General features: G+C 65.8%; 21 protein-coding genes. 15 read left to right on the top strand and 6 right to left on the bottom strand.

Features of this window, described 5'->3' with window-relative positions:
* Window positions 1-58 precede the first annotated feature (58 nt).
* From BMY12_RS04885 to BMY12_RS04855, 7 genes are all read left to right on the top strand, one after another.
* The gene (locus tag BMY12_RS04885; RefSeq protein ID WP_093282827.1) at window positions 59-949 is read left to right on the top strand and encodes an alpha/beta fold hydrolase; all 891 of its coding nucleotides are present in this window, start codon (window positions 59-61) and stop codon (window positions 947-949) included.
* 29 nt (window positions 950-978) lie between these two features.
* Window positions 979-1,836 carry an alpha/beta fold hydrolase gene (locus tag BMY12_RS04880; RefSeq protein WP_177188846.1) on the top strand — a complete coding sequence of 286 codons (858 nt, stop codon included), beginning with the start codon at window positions 979-981 and terminating at the stop codon, window positions 1,834-1,836.
* A gap of 140 nt (window positions 1,837-1,976) precedes the next feature.
* Complete coding sequence (locus BMY12_RS04875) at window positions 1,977-4,526, top strand: DUF1302 domain-containing protein (RefSeq protein WP_093282822.1); 2,550 nt, start codon at window positions 1,977-1,979, stop codon at window positions 4,524-4,526.
* Window positions 4,527-4,909: 383 nt separating this feature from the next.
* Window positions 4,910-6,178 carry an OmpA family protein gene (locus BMY12_RS04870; RefSeq protein WP_093282819.1) on the top strand — a complete coding sequence of 423 codons (1,269 nt, stop codon included), beginning with the start codon at window positions 4,910-4,912 and terminating at the stop codon, window positions 6,176-6,178.
* Window positions 6,179-6,213: 35 nt separating this feature from the next.
* Window positions 6,214-6,990: a hypothetical protein gene (locus tag BMY12_RS04865; RefSeq protein ID WP_143068845.1), complete on the top strand. Its 777-nt coding sequence runs from the start codon at window positions 6,214-6,216 to the stop codon at window positions 6,988-6,990.
* 155 nt (window positions 6,991-7,145) lie between these two features.
* Window positions 7,146-7,991, top strand: coding sequence for a UDP-2,3-diacylglucosamine diphosphatase (locus BMY12_RS04860; protein WP_093283220.1), 846 nt, complete (start codon window positions 7,146-7,148; stop codon window positions 7,989-7,991).
* Between the two features lie 116 nt (window positions 7,992-8,107).
* Complete coding sequence (locus BMY12_RS04855; protein ID WP_093282814.1) at window positions 8,108-8,935, top strand: UDP-2,3-diacylglucosamine diphosphatase; 828 nt, start codon at window positions 8,108-8,110, stop codon at window positions 8,933-8,935.
* Here the strand turns inward: BMY12_RS04855 and BMY12_RS04850 are convergent.
* Entirely contained in the window at window positions 8,925-9,563 is a 639-nt protein-coding gene (locus tag BMY12_RS04850) for a DNA-3-methyladenine glycosylase family protein (RefSeq protein WP_245732347.1), read from the bottom strand. The two genes, BMY12_RS04855 and BMY12_RS04850, sit on opposite strands and share 11 nt — an antisense overlap.
* A gap of 66 nt (window positions 9,564-9,629) precedes the next feature.
* Here BMY12_RS04850 and BMY12_RS04845 point away from each other — a divergent pair, with 66 nt between their 5' ends.
* From BMY12_RS04845 to BMY12_RS04830, 4 genes are all read left to right on the top strand, one after another.
* Window positions 9,630-10,808, top strand: a complete 1,179-nt coding sequence (locus BMY12_RS04845) for a vWA domain-containing protein (protein WP_093283218.1) — start codon at window positions 9,630-9,632, stop codon at window positions 10,806-10,808.
* Window positions 10,809-10,880: 72 nt separating this feature from the next.
* Window positions 10,881-12,623, top strand: a complete 1,743-nt coding sequence (locus BMY12_RS04840; protein ID WP_093282807.1) for a metallophosphoesterase family protein — start codon at window positions 10,881-10,883, stop codon at window positions 12,621-12,623.
* A gap of 52 nt (window positions 12,624-12,675) precedes the next feature.
* Window positions 12,676-13,077, top strand: a complete 402-nt coding sequence (locus tag BMY12_RS04835; RefSeq protein WP_093282805.1) for an MAPEG family protein — start codon at window positions 12,676-12,678, stop codon at window positions 13,075-13,077.
* Window positions 13,074-13,751, top strand: coding sequence for a SanA/YdcF family protein (locus BMY12_RS04830; RefSeq protein WP_093282802.1), 678 nt, complete (start codon window positions 13,074-13,076; stop codon window positions 13,749-13,751). Before BMY12_RS04835 ends, BMY12_RS04830 begins: the two co-directional genes overlap by 4 nt.
* A gap of 49 nt (window positions 13,752-13,800) precedes the next feature.
* Here BMY12_RS04830 and BMY12_RS04825 read toward each other — a convergent pair whose 3' ends face one another.
* The 4 genes from BMY12_RS04825 to BMY12_RS04810 all read right to left on the bottom strand — a co-directional run bounded on the left by BMY12_RS04825 (window position 13,801) and on the right by BMY12_RS04810 (window position 20,346).
* Window positions 13,801-15,627, bottom strand: coding sequence for a DUF1302 domain-containing protein (locus BMY12_RS04825; protein ID WP_093282800.1), 1,827 nt, complete (start codon window positions 15,625-15,627; stop codon window positions 13,801-13,803).
* A gap of 13 nt (window positions 15,628-15,640) precedes the next feature.
* Window positions 15,641-17,845: an alpha/beta fold hydrolase gene (locus tag BMY12_RS04820; RefSeq protein WP_093282797.1), complete on the bottom strand. Its 2,205-nt coding sequence runs from the start codon at window positions 17,843-17,845 to the stop codon at window positions 15,641-15,643.
* Between the two features lie 193 nt (window positions 17,846-18,038).
* Window positions 18,039-19,589 carry a glycerol-3-phosphate dehydrogenase/oxidase gene (locus tag BMY12_RS04815; protein WP_093282795.1) on the bottom strand — a complete coding sequence of 517 codons (1,551 nt, stop codon included), beginning with the start codon at window positions 19,587-19,589 and terminating at the stop codon, window positions 18,039-18,041.
* Between the two features lie 49 nt (window positions 19,590-19,638).
* Window positions 19,639-20,346, bottom strand: a complete 708-nt coding sequence (locus tag BMY12_RS04810) for an SDR family NAD(P)-dependent oxidoreductase (RefSeq protein ID WP_177188844.1) — start codon at window positions 20,344-20,346, stop codon at window positions 19,639-19,641.
* A gap of 118 nt (window positions 20,347-20,464) precedes the next feature.
* Between BMY12_RS04810 and BMY12_RS04805 the strand changes: the two genes are divergently transcribed.
* The 4 genes from BMY12_RS04805 (at window position 20,465) to BMY12_RS04790 (ending at window position 24,867) form a co-directional block, all read left to right on the top strand.
* Window positions 20,465-21,664 carry an efflux RND transporter periplasmic adaptor subunit gene (locus tag BMY12_RS04805; protein ID WP_093282789.1) on the top strand — a complete coding sequence of 400 codons (1,200 nt, stop codon included), beginning with the start codon at window positions 20,465-20,467 and terminating at the stop codon, window positions 21,662-21,664.
* A 36-nt stretch (window positions 21,665-21,700) separates the two neighbouring features.
* A complete protein-coding gene (locus BMY12_RS04800) occupies window positions 21,701-22,387 on the top strand; it encodes an ABC transporter ATP-binding protein (RefSeq protein ID WP_093282786.1) in 687 nt (228 codons plus the stop codon).
* Window positions 22,388-22,405: 18 nt separating this feature from the next.
* Window positions 22,406-23,554, top strand: a complete 1,149-nt coding sequence (locus BMY12_RS04795; RefSeq protein ID WP_093282783.1) for an ABC transporter permease — start codon at window positions 22,406-22,408, stop codon at window positions 23,552-23,554.
* A 134-nt stretch (window positions 23,555-23,688) separates the two neighbouring features.
* Window positions 23,689-24,867 carry an ABC transporter permease gene (locus BMY12_RS04790; protein WP_093282781.1) on the top strand — a complete coding sequence of 393 codons (1,179 nt, stop codon included), beginning with the start codon at window positions 23,689-23,691 and terminating at the stop codon, window positions 24,865-24,867.
* A 73-nt stretch (window positions 24,868-24,940) separates the two neighbouring features.
* Here BMY12_RS04790 and BMY12_RS04785 read toward each other — a convergent pair whose 3' ends face one another.
* A complete protein-coding gene (locus BMY12_RS04785) occupies window positions 24,941-26,155 on the bottom strand; it encodes a tetratricopeptide repeat protein (protein ID WP_177188843.1) in 1,215 nt (404 codons plus the stop codon).
* Window positions 26,156-26,175: the final 20 nt, after the last annotated feature.

Genomic DNA, 26,175 nt, shown 5'->3' with positions numbered 1-26,175 from the left:
TGGCAAAAGCGATGCCAGCGGCTGGCACGACATGGGGCGCTTATACTCGCAAGCCATCATGAACCTTCGCAATCAGACGTTTACCCCAGAGGCCTCGGGACGTTCGGTGTTTGTCCGCCTGCGCGGCCTGCGCTTTCATCTGCGTCGCTGGGGTGAGCCGCAACAGCCCTTGCTGCTGCTGGGCCACGGCCTGCTCGACAACAGCGCCACCTTCGCCCCGCTGATCGCCCCCTTGCTGGAACACTGCCAGGTGCTGGGCATCGACTGGCGCGGCATGGGCCACAGCCAGTGGCCGGAAGACGGTTACTGGTTTGCCGATTACGTGGCCGATCTGGATGCCCTGATCGAGCATCTCGCACCCTCGGCGCCACTGTGGCTGCTCGGGCACAGCATGGGCGGCCAGATCATGAGCCTGTATGCCGGCGTGCGCCCCGAGCGCGTCGCCAAGCTCATTCTGCTCGACAGCCTGCTGCTGCCGGACATGCCGGACAGCGTGGCGCCGCAACGCCTGCAGCACTGGCTGCAGCAGCTGCGCCAGCCGCGCGAGGCCAAGCGCTATGCCTCCTACGGCGAGCTGGCGATCCGCATCCGTCGTCAGCATCCGCGCCTGTCGGAGGCGCAGGCGCTGTGGATCGCGCGCTGCTGGGCGCAGGAGGACGGCCGCGGCGGCGTGCGCCTGCTGGCCGATCCGCGCCACAGCCTCAACATGCCCGGCGTGTATCACGCCGCCGAATCGATGGCGATCTGGCAGCGCGTCTCGGCGCGCACCCTGTTCATCGACGCCGGCGAATCGCGGATGTCCGGACTGCTCAGCCATGAGGAGCGCGCGCGTCGCCGCGCCTGCTTCGCGCAGCGCGAGTCGCATGTCCTGGACGGCGTCGGCCACATGATTCATTTCGAAGCGCCCGAGACCGCCGCCGCGCTGATTCTGCCCTTTCTACGCCAATGACTGACGCCAGCAGCCCAGACGATTATCTCTTGCATACGCAGCCCTGGCAGTCGCAGACCGGCGACGGCCCGCTGCTGCGTGGTCGCCGCCGTGACGGCGCCGGCCCCTTGCTGCACTTCCTGCATGGCAACGGCCTCTGCGGCGGCGTGTACTGGCCGATGCTGCGCCGGCTCGGCGAACACGGCCTGTTCTGCCACGACTACGAGGGCCACGGCGCCAGCGAGCGTCCGGCGCAGTTCTCCGGCACCCGCGCCCTGATCCGGCGCATCCCGCAGATCATCGACGAGCAAATCGGCGCGCAGCCGCTCATCGGCATCGGCCACAGCTTTGGCGGCGCACTCAGCTTGCGCGTGGCGGCCGCGCATCCGCAACGCTTCCGCGCCCTGGTGCTGCTCGATCCCATCCTGCTGCCACCATCGGCTTACTTCGGCCTGCGCCTGGCCGCCACGCTGCGCCTCAACCCGATGTCGCGTGCAGCGCGCCGCCGCCGCGCGCACTGGCCCACGCGCGAGGCTGCGTATCGCCACCTGCATCAGCGCGGCATCTACCGTGGCTGGAGCGACGAGGCCTTTGCCGCCTTCATCGAGTACGCCATGCGCGAGGCCGCCGATGGCGGATGTGAGCTGAGCTGCCCGGGCGCCCTGGAAGGCGCGATCTTCGATCACCCGGTCTATCCCTGGCGGGCGCTGCCCAAGCTGCGCTGCCCGACCCTGATCCTCTACGGACAGGACAGCTACGGCTTCATGGCTGGCGCCATGCGTCGCGCCGCGCACAGCAATCCCCTGCTGCAGGTCGAGGCCCTGCCCGGCGGGCACTGCTTCATGCTCGAAGACCCCGAAACCAGCGCCGCACGCATTCGCGCGTTCCTGGCGCAGCACACGCCGTAGCGACGCAAGCCCCAATCGCTGCGGCCATTTTGCTGGTGCCAGTGGCCGTGATAGTTTCGATACGATGCTCGTCGCGTCCGGAGGCGCGATCATGCGGGTGCCGCGACGAGACCTCATGCCAATAAATAAGGAGAGCTCTCATGAAGCTTCGCCCCCTCTACCTGCCGCTGATGGCGGCAATCGGCTGCGCCAGCGGGCCGTCCTACGCCATCGACCTGAAACTGTTTGACGGCGACGTCACCGGCACGCTCAACACCACCTTCACCTTCGGCGCCGCGATGCGCATGGAAGGCCGGGCCAAGGATCTGGTCGGCAAGGTGGACCTCGACCCCAACCTGTGCAGCCGTCAGTACCAGACCTGCCAGGGCCTGTTCCGCGATCAGACCTATCCCGCACAGCATCTGGCCGCTGCACCGGGCCAGGCCTCGATGCGCGCCGATGACGGCAATCTCAACTACGGCAAGTACGATCTCACGCAGACCGTGGCCAAGGTCACGCAGGACATCACACTCAACTGGGAAGACTTCGGCTTCTTCGCCAAGTGGCTCTACTTCTACGATTTCACCAACAACAACTTCACCGAATACCACCCCAACATGATCACCCCGCAGAATGTCGACCAGGTCGGCATCACGGGTGATCCCATCGCCAACCGCTACTTCACGCATGTCTACGGTCCCGGCGCGGTGGTGCGCAACAAGCGCAATGACGGCGCCACGCTGCGCCAGATCGGCACCGCGATGCAGCTGCTGGATGCGAACGTGTTCGGCAAGCTGCCGCTATGGGGTGAAAAGGAACTGAGCTTCAAGATCGGCCGCCAGACGGTCAATTGGGGCGAGTCCACGCTGCTGGCGATCAACAGCATCAACCAGGCCAATCCGGTCAACGCCAACAACTTGTTCCGCCTCGGCACCCAGGTGGAGGAAGTGTTCACGCCGGTGGGCATGGTGTTCGCCAGCATCGAGCCCTTCAGCAACGCCACCATCGAAGCCTTCTACCAGTTCGAATGGCAGCCGCTGGACGCGCCGCCGCCGGGCAGTTACTTCGCCACCAATGACCTGGGCACGCGCAACGCCGGCAAGAGCGTGAACTTCAGCTTCGGCGCCACGCCGGACGATCCGGACCGCGCCTGGGACGGCGATACCGCCAACACCCGCAAGGGCTACTTCGACAACCCGCTGGCCCTGATCACGCCCACCACCGGCACCCTCACGCGCGAGCGCGACATGGATGCCAGCAACCAGGGCCAGTTCGGCCTCGCCTTCAAGTACTACGCCGAGGACCTGGGCAGCGGCACCGAGTTCGGCGTGTACTTCATGAACTACCACTCGAAGCTGCCTTATGTGAGCTTCTTCGCGGCGCCCACTTCGTGCAGCCACAACGCGAACGTGGTCAACACGGTGACCTTCTTCCAGGCCTGCAACAACATTCCGGCGGTGGCCGATGCCAATGCCCGTGCGCAGCTGCAGCAGGATGGTCTGGGCCTGATCGCACAGCAGCTGATCGCCAATCCGCTGGGCATCGCCGCGGATACCGGCGCGCTGAACCTGACCGATCTGCCGGCAACCCTGGCCACGCTGCAGGGCCTGCTCGCCGGTGGCGATCCCAACGCGCCGCTGTCGGACTCGGCCGAACTCGATCAGCCGCGCATCGTGTTCGAGTATCCGGAAAACATCCAGCTCTACGGCCTCAGCTTCAACACCACCTACGGCGACTACTCCTTCCAGGGCGAGGTGGCCTACCGCCCCAACCTGCCGATGCAGGTCGCGATCACGGATCTGGGCTTCGCCGCGCTGGGTCCCACGCTGCAGAGCTGCGGCAACAGCCCCGAGGGCGGCTGCGCCGGCACGCGCTCCGGCGCCGGCTGGGACGAGGCCGGCAACCGCACCACCTACGGCAGCAGCGACTTTCTCGATGCCGAAGGCAACAACCCGTATCGCGACACGGTGAATCTGCTGGTCGGCCATCTGCCGGGCTCGGCGCGCTCCTATCCCAGCTTCGTGGTGCCGTATCGCGGCGGCGTGGTGGGCGAGAATCCGGGCACCGATACCAGCAAGCCGTACAACCGCAAGAACCCGGGCTATATCCGCGGCTACGAGCGCTTCGACATCTTCCAGTTCAACCTCGGCTTCACCCGCGTGCTGGGTGCCACCGAAAACTGGATCAAGGCCGACCAGATCCAGCTGGTGGGTGAATGGGGCGCGGCCTGGGTGCCGGGCCTGCCTTCGCTCGATCATCTGCAGATCGATGCGCCGGGCGTCTTCTATCACGCCTCGGCCGGTGCCGACGGCAGCGGCGCCGATGGTTCGCGTCAGGCCTGCTCCACCAACACCGCCTGCCATGTCGGTGGCGACGGCCTGCGCTTCAATCCGCATCAGGCCAATCTGCGCGCCTTCGTCGACAAGTTCTCCACGGGCTATCGCCTGATCAGCATCGTGAAGTACGAAAGCGTGCTGCCGGGCATCAGCCTGCAGCCCTTCATGATCTGGGCGCATGACGTCAAGGGCACCTCGCCGGGCCCTGCCGAGAATTTCGTGGAAGGCCGGCGCCAGCTCATCGCCAATCTCGAAACCCGCTACAAGTCCTTCATGTCCTTCACGCTGGGCTACACCTGGTACATCGGCGGCGGCGCCAACAATCTGCTGCGCGACCGCGACTTCGCCCAGGCCTTCCTGAAACTGCAGTTCTGAAGCCGGTCTGCAGCACCCAAAACCACCGGGCCTGAGCCCGGTGGTTTTTTTTTGCCCACACATACTGCAATGCAGCAAGAAAATCGGCTACTATCACGTAGGAAATCGGCGCACACAATGAACCGGCCGGTCGAAGTACCCAGTGAGTAACCGTCATCGGCGCTCACGACCGCCCAGGTCCAAATGGCTTTCCGTAAGGCAACGGCGCCGGCGTCGGCAACGTATCTCTACCGAGCAACCTGTTCGCACTGCGAGCGGCAGAGAATGTTGTTGGCTGTTTTTTGTTTCGCATTTTGCGAATTGGTTGACCGGGCTCATTCCCCGTGGGTTCGGTCAAGTCGGCTCACTTAAAAACGCGTTTGGCTTTGAACAAGGGAGTTCTCATGAAAACTGCACGTGGTCTGATCAGTCTCGCGGCTTTGTTGGCGGCATCCTCCGCTTACGCGCAAGCCCCGGAAAGCACCGCCGCCGAAACCCTGCCTTCGGATACGGCAGCAGCACCCGCCGAGGCGGCGACGCCGCCCGCAGACACCGCCGCTGCACCGGCCGAGACCGGCGCCGGCGAACCCACGCCGCTGCCGGAGAGCGCGCCGGCCCCGGAAGCCACCGTGAGCAGCGACAGCAGCACCAGCAGCACGCCGATCACCACCGAAACCACGGAGCTCGCAGCGCCCAGCTATCTGGGTCTGATGGGCCTGTACACCCTGCCGGACAGCGGCCGCGAACTCGGCACCGCCGACATCAAGCGTGGCGTGGGCATGGGCCTGCTCTACGGCTGGCAGGGCGAAAAGCGCTGGGGCTATGAACTGCACGGCGAACTCACCACCATCGAGACCGGCAGCCAGCTGCGCACCGACTACTACCACTACAAGCTGGGCGGCGATCTGTTCTACGCCTTTGGCGACCGCGCCCACTTCACCCCGTTCGTGATCGGCGGCATCGGCCTGAGCCGCAACGACGTGTACCCCAATGGCGCGGTGGACGATGGCTATGACTTCTTCGCCAACGTCGGCGTGGGCTTCGTCACCGGCCCGGTGATCCAGACCGGCCAGATCCGCATCCGCGGTGAAGCGCGCTACGTGTACGACAACTACGGCGACCACTACAACGACGTGCGCTTCGGCCTGGGCATCGAAATCCCGCTGTTCAAGGAAAAGGTGCGCGAAGTGGCCTCGGTCACCGAAACCACCAAGATGGTGGAAGTGCCGACCGGCCTCACCGACAGCGACGGCGACGGCGTGGTGGATTCCGCCGACAAGTGCCCGGATACCCCGAAGGGCTCGCGCGTGGACGGCGACGGCTGCCCGTTCGACAAGGTCATCGAGCTCAAGGGCGTGACCTTCGAGTTCAACAAGACGCGCCTGCGTCCGGACGCGCAGACCATCCTGGATTGGGCGGTGGGCGTGCTCAAGAAGTATCCCGACATGAACGTCGAGATCGCCGGCCACACCGACAACATCGGCAGCGACAGCTACAACCAGAAGCTGTCTGAAGGCCGCGCCCAGGCGGTGAAGCAGTACTTCATCGAGCACGGCGTGCCTGAAACCCAGCTCAGCGCCAAGGGCTACGGCAAGAGCCAGCCCAAGGCCGACAACGCCACCGCCGAAGGCCGCGAGCTGAACCGCCGCGTCGAACTGCGCATTCTCAACTGATCCTTTGGATGAAAACCATGATGAATTCTGAACTCATGAAAAAAACCCTGATTGCGGCGATGGCCGCCGCCGCCCTGGGCCTGGCAGGCTGCCAGGCCGACGGCAGCGGCACGGAAAGCGGCAGCATCATCAGCGACGGCGGCGGCAGCGCGCCGCCGCTGAACAACGATGGCTCCACGCCGACCGACATCGACACCAACGGCGACGGCACGGTGGACGGCAACGACACCGCCGGCAACTTCGTCTGCACGCAGGGCGCGCGCGCCTTCGGCGACGTGACCACGGCCGACGCTTCGGGCGGTCTGCTGGGCGGCCCGCTGACCACGCTGATCAACGGCCTGGGCGGCGATCCCGTCACCGCGCTGACCAATGGCGTGTCGGAGCCGGACAATGTCGTCGACGGCCATCTGAGCACCTACGCCACCTTCACGCTGCCGGCCTCGCTGCTCGGCGCGCTGGTCGCGGCCGTGGGTGAGGTGGTCAACTTCCCGGGTGCGGTGCCCGCCGGCAACTACGCCGTGTTCGGCGTCACCTTCCCGGCCGGCGTGCTCAACCTGGGCCTGACCAAGACGGTCACCGTCAGCACCTTCCTCGGCACCACGCTGCAGGAAAGCATCACGGTCAACCAGGCCAACCTGGACCTGCTGGGCATCAGCCTGGCCGGCGACCAGTCCGGCTACATCGGCCTGAAGGCGACCAAGAAGTACGACAGCGCGGTGATCAGCCTGTACTCCTCGCTGGTCTCGGCGCAGGTGGGCGACGCGATGCACGTCCACGAGCTGTGCACGGGCGGCAAGTTCGTCAGCCCCTGAGAAGCACCCTGCGGCAAATCAAGGCGCGGTGGCAACACCGCGCCTTTTCTTTTGCCCGACCTGTCGCCCCGCTTTCATCAAACCGTCACCCTCCGGTCACCTGCCGATCAAATGCGGGGCGGATCATGGCGCGCATCGAAAAAGAGATGACGCCCATGAAAAAAGCCAAGGCCCGACACAAGGCGGCCGGCGAAGCCGAACGCAGCCGCTACCGCACGATCTGGATTTCCGATGTGCACCTGGGCACCGCCGGCTGCAAGGCCGAGCATCTGGTCAACTTCCTCAAGCACAACAGCTGCGAGCGCCTGTATCTGGTGGGCGACATCATCGACGGCTGGAAGCTGCGCTCCAGCTGGTACTGGCCGCAGGAGCACACCAACGTCATCCGCAAGATCCTGACCAAGGCCAAGCGCGGCACCGAGGTCTATTACGTCACCGGCAACCACGACGAATTCCTGCGCAAATTCGTCGGCTACCAGCTGGAGATCGGCAACATCCATCTGGTCAACGAACATGTGCATGAAACCGCCGACGGCCGCCGGCTGCTGGTGGTGCACGGCGATTTCTTCGACGTGATCACCCGCTATCACCGCTGGATCGCGCTGGCCGGCGATGCCATCTACGAAAGCACCATGCACTTCAACTACTGGTTCAACCGTGCCCGTTCGGTGCTGGGCATGCGTTACTGGTCGCTGTCGGCCTTCGCCAAGCAGCACGTCAAGACCGCCGTGAACGTGATCTCCAGCTTCGAGGATTCGCTGGCACGCGAGTGCCGGCGCCGCGAGCTGGACGGCGTGGTCTGCGGCCATATCCATCATGCCGAGGCGCGCAGCATCGAGGGCGTGGACTACTACAACTGCGGCGACTGGGTGGAAAGCTGCACCGCTTTGGCCGAGGACCACAACGGCCGGCTGCAGGTTCTGCGCTGGGTGGAGCTCGATCACCTGCATCAGCACAGTGAAAAGGTCTCGCCCATTCATCAGCGCAGATCAGCGGCGTAAATCAGCTTCCCAGCGGTCGTCGGCTTGTCGGGGAAATCCCTTAGCGTGGCAGGGAACTTGCTCCCCTGATTACAGCTCTGTTCTAACACTGGAACAGAGCCTGCACGAGGTTTGCCATGCGCTACCGTACTCTCTGGATTTCCGATGTGCATCTGGGTCGCTCGGGCTGCCAGGCCGAGATGCTCAGCGACTTCTTGCAGCGGCACAGCTGCGAGCGCCTGTATCTGGTCGGCGACATCATCGACGGCTGGAAGCTGCGCCAGCACTGGTTCTGGCCGCAGGCCCACGCCAACGTGGTGCGCGCCATCCTGAGCAAGGCCGAACAGGGCACGGCGATCTACTACATCACCGGCAACCATGACGAGTTCATGCGCCGCTACGTGGAGCACGCCCTGCAGTTCGGCAATATCTCGATTGCCAACGAGGCCGTGCATCACACCGCCGACGGCCGCCGCCTGCTGGTCGTGCACGGCGATGCCTTCGACATGATCACCCGCTACTTCCGCCGCGTGGCGGTGGCCGGGGACGCCGCCTACCAGCTGCTGATGCGCGCCAATGCCCCGCTCAACGCCTGGCGCCGGCGCCAGGGCCTGGAAGACTGGTCGATCTCCGCCTACGCCAAGCACCAGGTCAAGCGCGCGGTGAACTTCGTCTCCGCCTTCGAGGACGCGGTGGCACGCGACTGCCGCCGCCGCAAGCTCGACGGCGTGATCTGCGGCCATATCCACCATGCCGAGATCCGCGAGATCCACGGCGTCCAGTACCACAACTGCGGCGACTGGGTGGAAAGCTGCACGGCCCTGGCCGAAGACGCCAATGGCACGATCCGCGTGCTGCGCGTGGAGGACTGGTACGAGAACAGCGTGCAATCCGACAAGGTCACGCCGCTGCGCGAGGCGCCGCGCAAGAAGGCAGCCGGCGTCAGCGCCGGGCTCAGGCGCTGACCGGCGTCGCCTCCACGGCGCGCCACAGATACCAGCTGGCCACCGAGCGATACGGCGCCCAGGGCCGGATGATGGCCTGCACGCGGCGCGGCGGCAGCGCGCCCCTGGCGTCGCGCGGGCGGCCGTAGAGCAGGCGCAGGCCGCGCTGCAGGCCGACATCGTCCAGGGCAAACAGGTCCAGGCGCCCGAGCGCGAACATCAGGAACATCTCGGCGGTCCAGCGGCCGATGCCCGGCAGGGCGTCCAGAAGCGCGATGGCCGACTCGTCGTCGAGCCTGCGCAGCGCGATGAAATCCAGATGCCCCTCGTGCGCGGCCGTGGCCAGCGCGCGCAGCCACTTGGCCTTGGCATTGGACAGGCCGTAGCCGCAAAGCTGCTCATGGCTGGCGGCCAGCAGCTGTGGCGGCTGGATATGGCGCGCGGCGCCCAGGCCGGCCATCACCCGCGACTGGATGGTGTCGGCAGCGCGCGTGGACAGCTGCTGGCTGATGATGGCGCCGCACAGGGTATGGAAGGGATCGCTGCGCCGCGCCAGCAGACCGCAGGGCCCGTGCCGCTCGATCAGCTGCGCCATCACCGGGTCCACCGCCGCCAGATGCTGTTCGGCCGCCCGCAGTTTCTGCTGCATTCCCGCCATGGTCTCCCCCCACCGTGCTGCGGCTACAATGCCATAAACCCCGGGGAGTTCGAGTCCGTGCTGTTCAGCTTCTTCTTCACCCTGCGCGCCGCCGGCGTCAAATGCTCGCTCAGCGAGCTGCTGACCCTGCTCGAAGCCCTGTCCAAGCATGTGGCGATCTTCTCGCTGGACGACTTTTACCACCTCTCGCGCGCGGCCCTGGTCAAGGACGAGTCGCAGTACGACCGCTTCGACCGCGCCTTCGCCGCCTACTTCAAGGGCATCGAAGCGATCACGGGCGAGCTGTTCGGCTCCATTCCCGAGGACTGGCTGCGCAAGCAGGCCGAGCTGCACCTGAGCCCCGAGGAGCTGGCCAAGATCCAGTCCCTGGGCGGCCTGGACAAGCTCATGGAGACGCTCAAGCAGCGCCTCGAAGAGCAGAAGGAACGCCATCAGGGCGGCAACAAGTGGATCGGCACCGGCGGCACCAGCCCCTTCGGTCATGGCGGCTACAACCCCGAGGGCGTGCGCATCGGCGGCCCGGGCGGGCAGAAGAAGGCGGTGAAGGTCTGGGAGAAGCGCGATTTCCGCAATCTCGATGACAGCATCGAGCTGGGCACGCGCAACATCAAGATCGCGCTGCGCCGTCTGCGCCGCTTCGCGCGCGAGGGCGCGGCCGACATCCTCGACATCGACGACACCATCCATTCCACCGCGCGCAATGCCGGCTATCTGGACATCAAGATGGTGCCGGAGCGCCGCAATGCGGTGAAGGTGCTGCTGTTCCTGGACGTGGGCGGCTCCATGGACCCTTACATCCGGCTCTGCGAGGAGCTGTTCTCGGCGGCCAAGACCGAGTTCAAGCATCTGGAGTATTTCTACTTCCACAACTTCATCTACGAATCGGTGTGGAAGGACAATGCGCGCCGCCACAACGAGCGCATGCCGCTGTACGACGTGATGCACAAGTACACGCCGGACTACAAGCTGATCTTCGTCGGCGACGCCAGCATGAGCCCCTACGAAATCCTGCATCCGGGCGGCAGCATCGAGCACTGGAACGAAGAAGCCGGCGCCACCTGGTTCAAGCGTCTGCACGAGCAGTTCCCGCACATGATCTGGCTCAATCCGGAAACCGAGGATCGCTGGGAGTACACGCCCTCGATCCAGGTCACCAGCGAGCTGATCGGCAAGGACCGCATGTTCCCGATGACGCTCTCGGGCCTGGAACAGGCGATGCGGCGGCTGACGCACTAGCAAGGGTTTTTCGCGGCACCCGGCAGCCTGCACAAGGCGCCGGCATCAACATAAAAAAATGGGGAGAGTGGAATGAACGCAGTCACGATGGGGCGTGGCGCGGCCTTGGCCGCGATTTTCCTGTGGGGCGCGGCGCAGGCGGCCGGCAATGTCGCGCAGTGCGCGGCGATCAGCGCCGACACCTATGTCACGCGCAACGAGCTGGCCAGCGGCCAGCGTCGTGCCGATGCACAGCTGCTGCTGCGCTTCGTGCAGCTCACCGATGATCACATCACCGACGATGACGGCGAGGCCATCAACGGCGCTTCGGCCATCGATCCGGTGGTGCCGACCTTCGAAGCCGCGATGCGCCTGCAGCAGGAATACTCCGACGAGGTGCTCAACGACATGGTCGGCCGGCTCAATCAATGCCAGGCCAGCTACCCTTTCGAATTCGCCATCGTCACCGGCGACAGCGCCGACATGACCACGGTGGCCGAGACGCGGCGCTTCATCGACAACCTCGACGGCCGCTACGATCAGCCCAGCGCCTTCGAGACCAAATGCCGCGCCAGACTGCCGGCCATGGCCAGCGCCGCCACCATCGATGCGCTGTGCACGCGCTTCACCGGACGCGGCGTGGCCGACACCCAGGCCGTGGACCCCAATCCGGACCGCCTGGTGCAGAAATCACTGTGGACGCGCACGGTCGCGCAGCTGCTGGCCACCGAGGCCGCCGCCACCAGCGGCCGCGCCGCCGATGGCAGCCTGAGCCTCAAGCGCCAGACCGCGACGCGCTCGCCGGGCATGCCCCAGGTGCTGCGCTGCAATGCCGGCACGCCGGGCTGCGCCAATCAGCAGCTCAACATGCCCTGGTACATCGCCTTCGGCAATCACGATGGCTATCTGCGCGGCACCATCGCGCTGACCCTGGGTCTGAATCAGGTCTCGCTGGTCACCGGCCGGCATTACATGTTCGACCAGCATGAGTTCATCGACGAGTTCTTCTACTCCCAGCCCACGCCCGGACCGCTGGGCCACGGCTTCAACTACGCCGATTCGGTCCGGCGCATCGACGGCGACAGCCGCAACGACGGCTACTACGCCACCGACGCCGGCAGCGGCCGCGTGCGCCTGATCGTGCTCAACACCATCGTCGATGGCGTCGATCCGCGCATTCCGCTGGATCTGCTGCGCAATCCCTTCGCCCTGTCCGACGGCAGCCTGGACCGCGTGCAGTTCGAATGGCTGAAGAACGAGCTGGCCAGTTCCGCCGCGCGCGGGCAGCTGGCCATCGTGTTCTCGCACCATCCCGATCTCACCTTCGCCGAGTACGGCATGTTCGCCAAGCTGGTGCCGATCGAAGTCACCGCAGCGGAGCTGGACGCCGAGCTGGCCAGCTGGCCGCATCTGATCGCCTGGGTTGCCGGCCACACCCATCAGCACCGCATCCGCGCCTTCAAGGTGGCGGGCGGCCGCGGCAGCAACGGCACGGTGGACACGCCGGTGAGCTGCAAGCAGCCGGGCCGCTGCCAGGGCTTCTGGCAGATCGAAACCGCCTCGCTGATCGACCATCCGCAGGAACAGCGTCTGCTGGAAGTGCTGGACAACGGCGACGGCAGCGGCACCCTGCGCGGCTCGGTGCTGCAGCATGGCTATGCCAAGGCCAAGGCGCTGGCGGCGGCCGATGATCGCTGCGCGCTGTACCTGAGCGATCCCAAGGCCGTGCTTTCGGGCATCAGCGAAGCAGGGCTCAACCTGCTCTGCGCGCAGGGCGGCGTGCGTCAGGGCACGGCGGCGGATCGCAACGTCGATCTGATGTTCCGCATGCCGTGACCGGGTCTACAATCGCAAACTTTTTTTCATCAGCAAAACGGGGGAAGTAAACATGACGGCAACAACGGCTTTGATCGGCTTTACCGCCTGGACGCTGGCGCTGGTGGCGCTGGCGGTGACCTGGCGCGTGATCGAGGTATTGCGCGGCAAGCCCGCCAACAGCTGGACGCGGGGCGCGGCCATCGAGAGCCCGGGTCTGGTCAAGCGCGCCGAACACGCGCATCTGAACTGCCTGGAGAACCTGCCGATCTTCGCGGCCATCGTGCTGGGCGCACAGCTCTTGGGTAAAATGGCGCTGGTCGACGCCGTCGCCTGCTGGATTCTCTACGCCCGCATCGCGCAGAGCGTCGTGCATCTGATCAGCACGCATCCCTTGCTGGTGCTGGTGCGCGCCACCTTCTTCGGCGTACAGATCGCCCTGTTCGCTTACCTGCTCTGGAACCTAGCCGCTTGAAACCCTGGACCCGCCGCCTGCTGCGCCGTTGGCTCAGCACCGCGCTGTTCTTCTTCGGCCTCGTCGTGCTGGGCGCCAACCGCTGGGTGGTGAACAGCACCGACGCCTACATCTTCAAGGATGTGGCGCTGATGCCGGAGAACGATGTCGGCGTGGTGCTGGGCACCAGCAAGTATCTGGACAATGGCAAGCCCAGCCCGGAATTTCGCGGGCGCATCCAGGCGGCGGTGGAGCTGTACCAGAACGGCAAGGTCAAGCATCTCATCGTCAGCGGCGCCAATCCGGACGAGACCTACAATGAGCCGCGCGCGATGCGCCGCGAGCTGATCAAGGCCGGCGTGCCGGAAAATGTGATCACCATGGACTTCGCGGGTTTTCGCACCCTGGATTCCATCGTCCGTGCCGATGCGGTGTTCGGGCTCAAGCAATACACCATCATCACCCAGCGCTACCATGCATTTCGCGCGGTGTTCATCGGCCGCAAGATGGGCATGAAGGTGGTGGCCTACGCGGCGCACGCCAAGGACGACGGCAGCTACGGCCGCCTGCATCCGACGCGCGAGATCTTCGCCCGCGTCAAGGCGGTGATGGACGTGTTCCTGCTGCGGACCGAACCCAAGTTCCTGGGCGAACCGGAGCATATCCAGCTGGCTCCGGAGTCTTCGGAAAGCTGAACCTGAAAAAGGCCGCTGTCGCGGCCTTTTTCGTTTCTGCCCGGCGCCTTCAGAACACGTACTTGAGCGCGGCCTCCAGATAGTCGCGGTCGGATAGCAGATTGGCCTGCCCGCCGCCGAAGTAATTGCTGTAACCCAGCTGCAGCGACCAGGCCTGCTGGTAATAGCCGGTGACGCTGACATTGGCCATCTTGCGGCCTTCCACGAAATTGCCCATCGGCGTCGGCGTCACCCCGTGCACATCATGATCGAAGCGCAGCGCCGGCTCGATGCGGACCGGCCCGATCAGATTGTTGTAGGTGAGTCGCGCAATCAGCTTGTAGCCCCAGGAAAACGCCGTGGCATAACCGCGCTGCTGCTGCGGCACGCTGCGGCCGAAGATCGGCAGCGTGGCGCTGGAGACCAGGGCCGCGACGCTGGCGCTTCCCGGAGTGTAGGTGCCCGGCGCGTCGTAGCGCAGCTCGCTGGTCGGCGGCAGATCGTGCACATAGTCGGCGGCGGCCTCGGCGACGAACAGCAGCTGGTCGCTGCCCAGATAGCGCATCGGTCCGAACAGGCGCGTGAAGCTGGTATCGACCTGACTGACTTCGTGGCGGCGATAGCCGCGGATGTATTTGTTGCCCAGCGCCGAACCCAGCGGCGCGGCCGGCGGTGGCGTGACCTGGCTGGGCAGGCCCACGCCCGCCAGCAGCAGTTCCACATCATCCACCTGCAGCGGCTGATTGGGCTTGTAGCTGTACTCGCCCTGCGCCGACCAGTCGCCGAGGGTGGTGTTGAAGGACACGCCGTAGAGCTGGATGTCCTTCGGATACTCCAGGAAATACAGGCCGGTTTCCGAAGTCGAGGCGTAGCTGGACTTGGACACGCCGCTGACCAGCGGCAGGCGGCTGTGATACTGCATCGCGTAGAACGACAGGTCCATGTCGTTGAGCGCGGGAATCTGGATCGAAATCTTGCCGCCGAACTGCCCGCTGTTGCCGGGCTTGTGATCCGCGCCGCGCGGAATCGTGGTGTTGGGGGTGTTCTCCGGCGGCAGGCCGAAGGTGATGAAGGCGCGCGTGCCGCCGACGCCGGCAAAGTCATTGGTGGACCAGAAGGTGCCCGGCGCATCCGGCTGCGTGCGCTGCCAGTCGAATTCGTAGAAGCCTTCCACCGCCACGCGCGAACTCAGGCTGGTGGACAGCCAGATCATGTTCTGCGGCGTGATCACCTCGCTGATCTCGTAACCCGGCACCCGCAGCTGATTGGCGTCGAAGGCCAGCAGGCTGTTGATGCCGTTCTGCACCAGGGTCGATTCACCCCAGTTCAGCACCTGGCGACCCAGCTTGAAGGTGAGCGACTGCCTGCCGATGTCGACGCTGCCGTAGAGATAGGCGTCGAGCAGATCGGCATCGTTGCCCACGAAGTTGCCCACCGCGCGATTCTTCGCGTGATACTCGCTCACCGGCGCCACGGAAGCGCGGCCGGTGGGCGTCAGGCCCACACCCAGCGTGCTGCTGGAAGCCGTGGCGTAATAGTTGTTGATGTTGAAGAAGTCGTAATCGCGCAGCTTCTGGTTGTACAGATAGCTGCCGCGCACGAACAGACCGAAGGCGCCGCGGCTGATGGTCAGATCGGAGGTGAGCTTGGCCGCCGCCGACACCATATCGCCCCGGTCAAAGGCCAGATCGCCATCATCGTTGTTGGTGGAATACGCCGAACCGCCGTTGCCGATGCCCACCAGACGCATATCGCGCGACTGCATGCGCCAGGCACCGCCGGCGCTGAAATGATTGTCCAGATCCAGGGTCAGGCCATAGACCGTGGCGCTGCTCGCCCAGGCCGGCGCCGTGCCGAGCATCGCCACCGCAGCCGCAATCAGAGTCTTCTTGTTCATGTGTTTTCTCCTCTTACTGCGCGCTGGACGGGCAGGCATTGCCGATCTGCAGCAGCAGACCGTTGCTCGCCAGGAAGGACGCCACCTCGCCCTGCATCTCGCAGGTCACCGCCAGGGTTGTGGCGGTGCTGCCGGGATCGAGAATCGAGCCATGCGTCCCTTGCGCAAAGCGCACCACCTGATTGCGTGCGGCACTGCCGGTGAGGGTCTGCGCCGAGGCCGGCACGCTCAGCGTGTCGCTGGCCGCCGGTCCTGGCAGATAGCCCAGGCCCAGGATGCGCGCCAATGGATCGCTGCCCGACAGATAGCCCGGATCGGTGACCGTATCCAGGGCCGCGCAGCTCGCGGCATCGATGGTGCAGTTGGGCACCACGGTGTCGCCCTGCACTTCCAGCATCAGCAGCGGATGGGTGGTGGCGGCGCTGGCCGCGAAGTTGATGGGGTCTCCGGAATCCACTGCGGTCTGCGCAAAGCGCAGGAAGGTCTCGAAATTGTCATTGCCCTCGGCGATGGCGTTGTTGCTGGCCGCCGCCAGACCGGCGGCGATGCGCGGACCGAAGCTCGCCGAACCGTCGAGCAGCTTGGCGATACCGCCACCCGGCATGGCCAGCACCGCAGCCTCGCTGCCGCCATCGACGCCGAGCATGGTGCCGGCGACGATGCCGCCCAGCGAATGGCCGATCACGTGCACGCCGCTGCCGGAGAAGGTGATGCCCGAAGGCGTATGCCCGCTGGTGAGCAGCAGCGTGCCGCCCACCGAAGCCTTGAGCTGCAGCAGGTCCACGGCGGCCTGACGCAGATTGTCGCGGCTGGTGAGCAGCGAGGAGAGATTGATGAAGCTGGCGCCCGAGCTGTCGGCGGTGCCATCGGCCCCGGCGGCGCCGGTGGTGTTGTTGAGCACATCCAGATCGAAGGTGCGTTCCGGCACGCCGCTGATGCGCAGCGGGCTGGTGGGCGGCAGGCCATGCAGGGGCAGATCGATGGCGATGGTGGCAAAGCCGGCCAGCGCCAGCGCCGGCGCGATCGCCAGCATCTGCGAGCGGTTGCCCGTGATGCCGTGCTGGAAAATCACCACCGGCCAGCCGCCGACCGGCATGGTCCTGCCGCTGCCGGCATTGGGCACGGTGACCAGCACCGGCACGGTCTGCACGCTCTGCTGCAGCGGCAGCGGATAGCAGGCGGTGGTGCTGACACTCGCCGCCCACTGTGTGCAGGACACGTTCTGGATGCTGGCGGCGCTGTCGCGCTGGCTGGTGTCGGCCTGCCAGTAGGCGCTCAGCGGCGCGGCGGGATTGGCCTCGCTGGGGCTGCCCAGGTAGTAAGGCAGCGTGGTGGTGCCGGCGTAGACGTCGGCGATGGCCGGCAAGGCCGCGGAAAGATCATGCGTGGTCAGGCCGGTGGCCACCACGGTGATGGCGCGGGCGCTGATGTTCTGCGCCATGCGGGTCAGGGTCTTGGTGGCCGACTGCGTGGTGAAGGGCCAGGCGATGACGATGTTCTCGCGGGCGATGCCAGCGGCGCCCAGGGCCGCGAACATCGGGGCGAACTGCTGGCGGATCGCTTCGAGCTTGGCCTGATTGGCGGCGCTGATGGTGGTCAGCACCGGCTCGCTCTGCTGCGCCACCGCCGTGGTGGAGCGCACCACGCGGAACAGATCGGCGGGCTGCGCGGCGACACCGTCGGTGGACTTCACCTGCGTGGTCACCACCACCAGATACGTGGTCTGGGGTTTGAGCGGCTTGAGCGGTTCGATGAGCAGACGCGTGCGCAGCTGGTTGAGCGGCAGGCCGGTGGCGGTATCCAGCGCCTTGGAGCTGGCCAGACGGTAGTCGACGCCCGGCGTCAGCGGCGTGAGCGTGGAGCTGTCGATCACAATCACGCCCGGCAGATGCGTGGTGGCGTTGATGTCCAGGGCGTGCGCGACATCGACATAGCCGATGAAGTCGGTGAACAGCGAGGCCGTGGTCGAGAAGCCATCCAGGGCATTGGCGGCCGTCACGAAAGGCGCGCTGCTGCTGTTGGGGATGTTGAGCGTGCCGTCGGTGCTGCCCTGAAACAGCCCGTCGAAGGGAAAGGGAATGACGGCGCTGCTCGCCACCGGATCGAACAGCGAGTAGGCGTTGGCGGCGGTGCCTTCCAGGCCACTGCCCTTGTCACCGGTACCACCGCAGGCGGCCAGCAGCAGCAGAGCCGCCGGCATCAATGGTTTTAAGCGCATTGCTCTCTCCGCGTTTTTCTCAATGTTGGATGCGAAGAGCCGTCCCATCACGGTGCAAGCTCTCGCACCATCTTGTGACAGAGATTGGCATGCCGGCGTCCAGACGTGGCACCGTGCGCCTGCGTATCGCTACCGCTTGTCGGCTATTTACTGCCGGCCTGCCGCTTGCGGCTTTTTCCTTAGGGAGAAATCCTCAGGCCCTGAGCCGGCAGCCGGCGCTCGCCAGCAGCTCCGGCAGCCGCTGCCGCCAGTGCGGATCGCGGCTGAGCAGACTCAGCGGCATGCGCCGGCGGACCAGATCGTCCAGCGAGTGCGCCATCTCCTCGCGCAGCGCATGCACCGCCTCGGCGTAGATGAAAGGCACTTGCGGATCGATGCGGGCCGCCAGCTCCGGCTGTTCCTGAATCAGGCGCGCGATGGCGCTGACCACGGTGCCATGCCGCAGCGACAGCCAGCGCGAGGCTTCCAGATCCACGCCGCAGGCCGCCAGCTCGCCGATGGCCTGCGCCTGCCAGCTTTCGAACTCGCCCTGCGGCGCACCGGGCAGCGGACGCTGATGCGTGACACTTGCGGGCGGACGCTGACCCAGCACGCGATACACGGTATCGACGATGCCGATGCTGTCATGCCGCGAGGTGGTGTATTTGCCGCCGACGTGCATGACCAGACGCGGCAGCGGCTGCAGCACCTCGAACTCGCGCGTGAGTTTGGACAGCGAGCCGGCGTCCTCGGCCTGCAGCATGCGCACACCGGCGAAGCTGGCGATGACATCGGCCTCGCTCCAGGCGATGCCCGGCAGGCCCTTGCGCACCCCGGCCAGCAGATAGCGCGTTTCCTCCTCGTTGGGAATCGCCTGCGCCGGATGGGTGACGCTGGACTCCGTGGTGCCCACCAGGGTGCGGCCGTACCAGGGAATCACGAAGAACACGCGGCCATCCCTGGCGGTGAGCAGGAAGGCCTCCTTGCAGCCCTCGATGGCCGGCAGAATCAGATGCGTGCCCTTGACCAGCTTCACCTTCGGCGCCGCTGCGCCGAGCAATTCGCCGGCCCAGGGTCCGGCGGCGTTCACCACCACCTTGGCGCGCACGGCGAAACAGCCGCCGTCCAGTTCATCACGAAGCTCGGCGCCGACCACCGCGCCGTTTTCCATCAGCAGCCGTTCGGCCTTGACGCGATTGGCGCAGACCGCGCCGCAGGACTGCGCCGCCGCCACCACCGACAGCGTCATGCGTGCATCGTCTTCCTGGCAGTCGCCGTAGCGAAAGCCGCCGAGCAGACGCTCCGGATCGACGAAGGGATATTCCGCCAGCAGCTCGCGCGGACGGTAGCCGCGATGCCGCTGCACCGGCCGGCTGCCCAGCGCCAGCGCGTCGTACAGCCACAGCCCGGCGGAAATCATCAGCGGATTGGCGCGCGGCCCTTTCCACATCGGCAGCACGAAATTCAGCGGCCGCACCAGATGCGGGGCGATGCCATAGAGCGTGCGGCGCTCCTTGAGCGCATGCCGCACCAGACCGAACTCGTAGTTCTCCAGGTAGCGCAGACCGCCGTGAATCAGCTTGCTCGAAGCCGAGGACGTCCCCGAGCCCCAGTCGTACTTCTCCACCAGCGCCACCGACAAGCCGCGACTGGCCGCGTCGTAAGCCGTCCAGGCGCCATAGATGCCGCCGCCGATCACCAGCAGATCGAAGCGCTGCTCCGCCAGCAAACTCAGGTCACGACGCAAAGGAAAAGCCGCATTCATAACCATCATCACCTCATCAGCGCCGGGCCAGCGGCAGGCGCCTGCCTGCCTATTTGTGGATCTTCTCGATGTCGAAATGCCCCTTGGGCTGGCGATGCAGCCAGAGGTAGGCCTGGGCGATGCGCGCCGGATCGAACTTGGTGCCGGTCTGCACGAAGCCATGCACGGTCACGGTGGCGACGTGAATGCCGTGCCCGCCCAGTTCCTGCGCCAGCGTGTAGGTCAGCGAACGCAGCGCCGCCTTGCCCAGCGACAGCGAGGCGTACTTCATCGCCGGCTCGTAGGCGAAGCCGCCACCGGTGAGGAGGATGGTGCCTTTCTTGGCCTTGATCATCGCCGGCGAAACCTCGCGCACCGCCACCAGCGCACCGGCAACGTTGACCTTGAACTCGTCCACCAGCCGCGCCACCGGCACCTGCGTGGGCGGCGCCATCTGCGCATTGGCGGCGTTGTAGATCAGGATCTGCGGATCGCCGAATTCGGCGCGCGCCGCATCCAGGCCCTGCTTGAGTGCCAGCTCATCGCCGGCATCGGCGGCATAGGCGCGCACCTTGCGCCCGGTATTGGCGCGCAGATCGGCGCAGGCCGGCAGCAGCTTGGAGGGGCCGCGCGACAGCAGCGCGATGTCATAGCCCTCGCCGGCAAAGGTTTCCGCCAGTGCCAGACCAATGCCCGGTCCGGCACCGACGATGAAGCAGGCGGGCGTATGTTCCGCAGGCTTGGTTTTCTTGCGTGCGGTGCTGGCGCGGACACTCATGCCGATGATCCTTCTTTTTCCCGGGATTGTTGCCGCCATCATAAGAGAGGCAAGCTCCGACTGGCAGCGGTCGCAGCGGACCAGTAGCATCGGCACTTTACCGTCGCAGCAGCAGGACATGAACGATCGTGCGCGTCTGTTGGGGCAGTTGAAAATCGATCGCGGCGCGGATGAAGCGCCGGCACCCGATCGGCGCTGGTGGTGGCTCGCCGCGGCTGTGCTGCTCGCGGCGCTCGCCGCGCTGGCGTTCTTCCTGGCGCGCGACAGCCGCGTGCCGGTACAGGAGGCCGTCGCCAGAGCGCAGGCCGGCGCGGCCGGCGGCGCCTCCATGCTCGATGCCTCCGGCTATGTTGTGGCACGCCGCCAGGCCACGGTCTCAGCCAAGATCACCGGCAAGCTGCGCGACCTCTACATCGAGGAAGGCCAGCGCGTGGCCGCCGGGGAGGTGATGGCGCGGCTGGACGACAGCAATGCCCGCGCCTCGCTGGCGCAGGCGCAGGCCAATCTCGCGCAGGCGCAAAGCGCCCTGGACAATGCACGGCCTCTCTACGAACGCGCGCAGGCGCTGGCCAAGGCGGGCGCGAGCAGCGAGGAGGCGCTGCAGACCGCGCGCGCCAGCTTCGATGCGCAGCGCAACGCCGTCGCCGTGGCGCGCGCCAATCTGCAGATCGCACAACGCAATCTCGACGACACCGTGGTACGCGCGCCCTTCACCGGCGTGGTCACCACCAAGGCCGCGCAGCCCGGCGAAATCGTCTCGCCGATGTCGGCCGGCGGCGGCTTCACGCGCACCGGAATCGGCACCCTGGTGGACATGGATTCGCTGGAAGTGGAAGTCGACGTGAACGAGAGCTTCATCAATCGCGTGCAGGGCGGCGCACCGGCGTCGGTGCGGCTCAATGCCTATCCGGACTGGGAGATTCCCGCCGAGGTGATCGCGGTGATTCCCACCGCCGACCGCGCCAAGGCCACGGTGAAGGTGCGCGTCGGCTTCAAGACCCGCGATCCGCGCATCCTGCCGGAGATGGGCGCGCGCGTGGCCTTCCTGAGCGAAGCGCCCAAGCCGGGCGCCGCGCCGAAACAGGGGGTGCTGCTGCCCGCTGCCGCCGTGCAGCGCGAAGCCGGCAAAACCGATACCGGCGTGGTGTACCTGATTGTCGAGGATCATGTCGAACGCCGGGCGGTGCGCCTGGGCAGCAGTGCCGATCCCACGCAGCAGCTGGTGCTCGCCGGCCTGACAGCCAATCAGCGCGTGGCGATCGGCGATTTCAGCCGGCTTCACGACGGCGTCAGGATCAAGCTGCAGGATGCGCCCTGAAACCCGGGCGTTCTCATTCAAGGGAGAGCAAGCCAGATGAGCTCCATCGTGTCTCTCAAGCGCGTTGCCAAGCGCTACCAGCGCGGCAAGCAGACTGTGGAAGTGCTGCACAGCCTGGATCTGGAGATCGAAGCCGGCGACTTCGTGGCGCTGATGGGGCCTTCGGGTTCCGGCAAGACCACGCTGCTGAATCTGATCGGCGGCCTGGACCGCCCCAGCGAAGGCGAGGTCAGCGTCGGCGGGCAGCGCATCGACCGCCTGTCCGGCTCGGCGCTGGCGCGCTTTCGTGCGCGGCACATCGGCTTCGTGTTCCAGTTCTACAACCTGATGCCGATGCTCTCGGCGCAGGCCAATGTCGAGCTGCCGCTGCTGCTCACCAGTCTCTCGGCCGGCAAGCGTCATCAGCACGCGCTGACCGCGCTGCAGATCGTGGGCCTGGCCGAACGCGCCAAGCACAAGCCCGCCGAACTCTCCGGTGGTCAGGCGCAGCGCGTGGCCATCGCCCGCGCCCTGGTCGCCGATCCCACCCTGCTGGTCTGCGACGAGCCCACCGGCGATCTCGACCGCAAGACCGCCGATGAGATCCTGGGCCTGCTGCAGCTGCTCAACCGCGAGCACGGCAAGACCATCATCATGGTCACGCACGATCCCAAGGCGGCCGAGTATGCCAAGCACATCCTGCACATGGACAAAGGCACGCTGGCCCCGCAAGCGGTCGCGTAGCGCAAGGCCAGGCCAGTCATGAAATATCTTCCGCTGCTCTGGGCCTCGCTGTGGCGCAAGAAGCTGCGCACGCTGTTCACGGCGTTGTCGATCATCATCGCCTTTCTGCTGTTCGGCATGCTGCAGGGCGTGAACAATGCCTTCAACCGCACCATCGAGCTGTCCAACGTCAATCGCCTGATCGTGATCAGCAAGATCGCGCTCACCGAATCCCTGCCCTTCTCCTACACGCAGCAGATCGAAAGCCTGCCGGGCGTTGCGCGCGTCTGTTACCAGAGCTGGTTCGGCTCCTACTACCAGGACCCGAAGAATTTCGTGTTCGCCTTTCCGGTGGATCCCGAGCGCATGTTCGAGGTGTACTCGGAATTCAAGCTGCCGCCGGAACAGCTGGAAGCCTTCAAGCACACGCGCAGCGGCGCGGTGGTCGGCGCCGATCTGGCGCGCGAGTACGGCTGGAAGATCGGTGATCGCGTGCCTCTGCATTCGACGATCTGGACACGCAAGGCCGACGGCCAGTCCGACTGGAGCTTCGACATCGTCGGCATCTACACCGTGCCTTCGGATCGCAGCCAGGAAAACCAGTTCTTCTTCCAGCACGAATACTTCGACGAAGCCCGCGCCTTTGCGCGCGGCACGGTGGGCTGGTTCGCGGTGCTGATCAAGGATCCGAACCAGGCCGCGGCCATCGGCGCGGCCATCGACAAGCTGTTCGCCAATTCGCAGAACGAAACCAAGGCGCAGACCGAGAAAGAATTCCAGATGGGCTTTCTCAAGCAGATCGGTGACATCCAGTTCATCGTCACGCGCATCCTGATTGCGGTGTTCGTGGCCCTGCTGTTCGCCACCGGCAGCACCATGACGCAGTCGGTGCGCGAGCGCATTCCGGAGCTGGCGGTGCTCAAGACCCTGGGCTTCTCCGATACGCGTGTGCTGCTGCTGGTGCTGGCCGAAGCGGTGCTGCTCTGTCTGCTGTCTGCGGCGGCGGGACTGGCGCTGGCCACCGCGCTGTTCCCCAAGCTCAAGAACATGCTGCAGGTGGTGGAACTGCCTGCCGAGGTGGTTTTCGCGGGTCTGGGCATGGCCCTGCTGCTGGCACTGGCCATCGGCCTGCCGCCCGCCTGGCGGGCGATGCGGCTGAACATCGTGGACGCCTTGGCCGGGCGCTGAGGCGCCGGGCCCAAGCGTGTGACGATGAGCATGAACGTCCTGTTCAAGACCGGAGCTGTGAACATCCTGTTCAGGACCGGGCCATCCATGGCCCGGACTTTCAAATTTGTTTTGGGATATTCGGGAGCGGCGGGATGCTGAAACAGATCATCGCGGTGACGGGGATGAACCTGCGCAATCTGTCGCAGCGCCTGGGCGTGTCGCTGGTGATCGTGATCGGCATCGCGGTGACGGTGGCGGTGCTGGTATCGGTGCTGGCGATGTCGGCGGGTTTCAACAAGACCCTGGCCAATACCGGGCGACCGGATCGCGCCATCGTGCTGCGCGGCGGTTCGGAGGCGGAGCTGTCCAGCACCATCTCGCGCGAGAACACGCAGACCATCATCGATGCGCCCGGCGTGCGCCGCGACGCCGATGGCAAGCCGATCGCTTCGGCGGAGATGGTGGCCATCATCAATCTGCCGCTCAAGACCAGCGGCGCCGATGCCAATGTCACCTTCCGTGGCGTGGGCGGCAAGCTGCAGGTTCTGCGGCCGGAGCTGCACATCATCGAAGGCCGCATGTTCCGTCCGGCGCTGCGCGAAGTGATCGTCGGCCGCGCCGCACAGGCCCAGTTCAAGGGCCTGGGCCTGGGCAGCCGCATCGATATGCGCGGCAGTCAGTGGACGGTGGTGGGCGTGTTCGAAAGCGGCGGCGACGCGCACGAATCCGAGCTGATGGCCGACATCGAAACCGCGCTCTCGGCCTACCGTCGCAATCTGTTCCAGTCGGTGACGGTGATGCTGGAATCCGCCGACACCTTCAAGGCCTACAAGGATGCGCTGACCACCGATCCCACCCTGAGCGTGGACGTCAAGCGTGAGCCGCAGTACTACGCCGCGCAATCCAAGCGGCTCACCGAGCTGCTGAACTTCCTCGCCACCTGGGTGGGCGGCATCATGGCCCTGGGCGCGGTGTTCGGCACGCTCAACACCATGTATTCGGCGGTGTCTTCCCGGCAGATGGAGATCGCCACGCTGCGCGCCATCGGCTTCGGCGCGACACCGGTGATCGTCTCAGTGTTCGTCGAAGCCCTGCTGCTGTCCCTGATCGGCAGCCTGCTGGGCGGCCTGCTGGCCTGGCTGTTCTTCAACGGCAATGTCGTCAACACCCTGGGCTCCAACTTCAGCCAGGTGGTGTTCCGTCTGACGGTGACCCCGGCCCTGCTCGGCAGCGGCGTGAGTCTGGCTCTGGTGGTCGGTCTGTTCGGCGGCCTGTTTCCGGCGATCCGCGCCGCGCGTCTGCCCATCGTCGAAGCCCTGCGCGCGCAGTAAGCGGCAAACGCCTCGGCCATAAAAAAACGCCGGCGCGAGGCCGGCGTTCTTCACACTGCGATGGCGCGGGACTTCAGCGGGCCTTGATCAGCCACAGACGGGCCACGGCCGTGCCGCCGTCGCTGCTCTGCACTGCACGCAAGGCCTTGGCGGCTTCTTCCTTCTTGCCGGCTTCAAGATAGGCATAGCCCAGATGCAGCTGCGCGGCATCGGCGGCCTTGAGGCTGCCCTTGGCGATGCCCTGGGTCATCAGCGGCAGGCCCTTGTCGTACTGCTGATACCCGACGTAGTTGAGGCCGGTGTTGACCAGCGCATCGCCCGCAGCCTGCTTGGCGGCGGCCTTCTCGCCTTCGGCGAGCGTGGCCTTGTCCTCGGCGATCTTCTTGTCGATCAGGTCCTTCAGACGCTTGTGACGCGCGGCATCGCTGCCCTGGCCGAGCGCGTTCTTGGCGTAACCCGCCTTCACGTACTGATCGGCCTCACCCGGAAAGCCGGCCTGCAGCGCCAGCTGCGCGGCTTCCATGTAATCGCCGGCCGACTCCAGCGTGCCCGTGGCATAGCGCAGGCGGTAAAGATCCAGGCTCCAGCGATCCGAGAAGCCCTTGCTGCCGGCGGTGCGGGCAATCAGGTCCAGCCAGTAGCTGGGCTTGGGATAGTAGCTGACCAGCTTTTCCAGGGCCGACGCATAGCCCGCCATATCGTTCTGCTTGAGCGCGCAGGAAGCCAGCAGCTGGAACTGCGTTTCGCTCGGCGTCTGCCCGGCCTTTTCCTTCTGCGCCAGCAGCACGCTCAGTTCCTTGCCGGCTTCGCCGTACTTGCCCGTCAGGTAGTAGGCCTGCGGCAGCAGCTCCAGCGTCTGCGGGCTGTTGCCGCCGGCCTCGCGATACTTCTCGATGGCATCCACGGCCTTCGCGTAGTTCTTGCCGGCATAGGCCAGCTTGGCCATCACGTCCAGGGTCTGCACCTTCTCGGCGGCCGGCATCTGCGGCGAGGCCAGCGATTCTTCGTAGGCTTTCAGCGCGGTGTTGATGTCATTGGCGCCGGTGGCGGCGGCGGCACGCATGCGGTCGACGATGTAGCTCTCGTAGGGCGTCAGGCTCCCCACCTTCTCGGCTTCGTCGATCTTGCCCAGCGCGTCCTTGTAGCTCTTCTGCTGGATCAGCGTCTGCGCTTCCTGCAGCGGCTTGCCGACTTCCGGACGCACGGTCTGCTTGTCGGCGGCGTGGGCCAGCGTAGCGCCAGCCATCAGCACGGCGGCGATCAGGGTACGGGTAAAGTGGGAACGCATCTTCGATACCGGTGAGAGGT

Source organism: Solimonas aquatica (assembly GCF_900111015.1).
In the GTDB taxonomy this organism is placed as follows: domain Bacteria; phylum Pseudomonadota; class Gammaproteobacteria; order Nevskiales; family Nevskiaceae; genus Solimonas; species Solimonas aquatica.
This window is presented reverse-complemented; position numbering and strand designations above follow the sequence as displayed.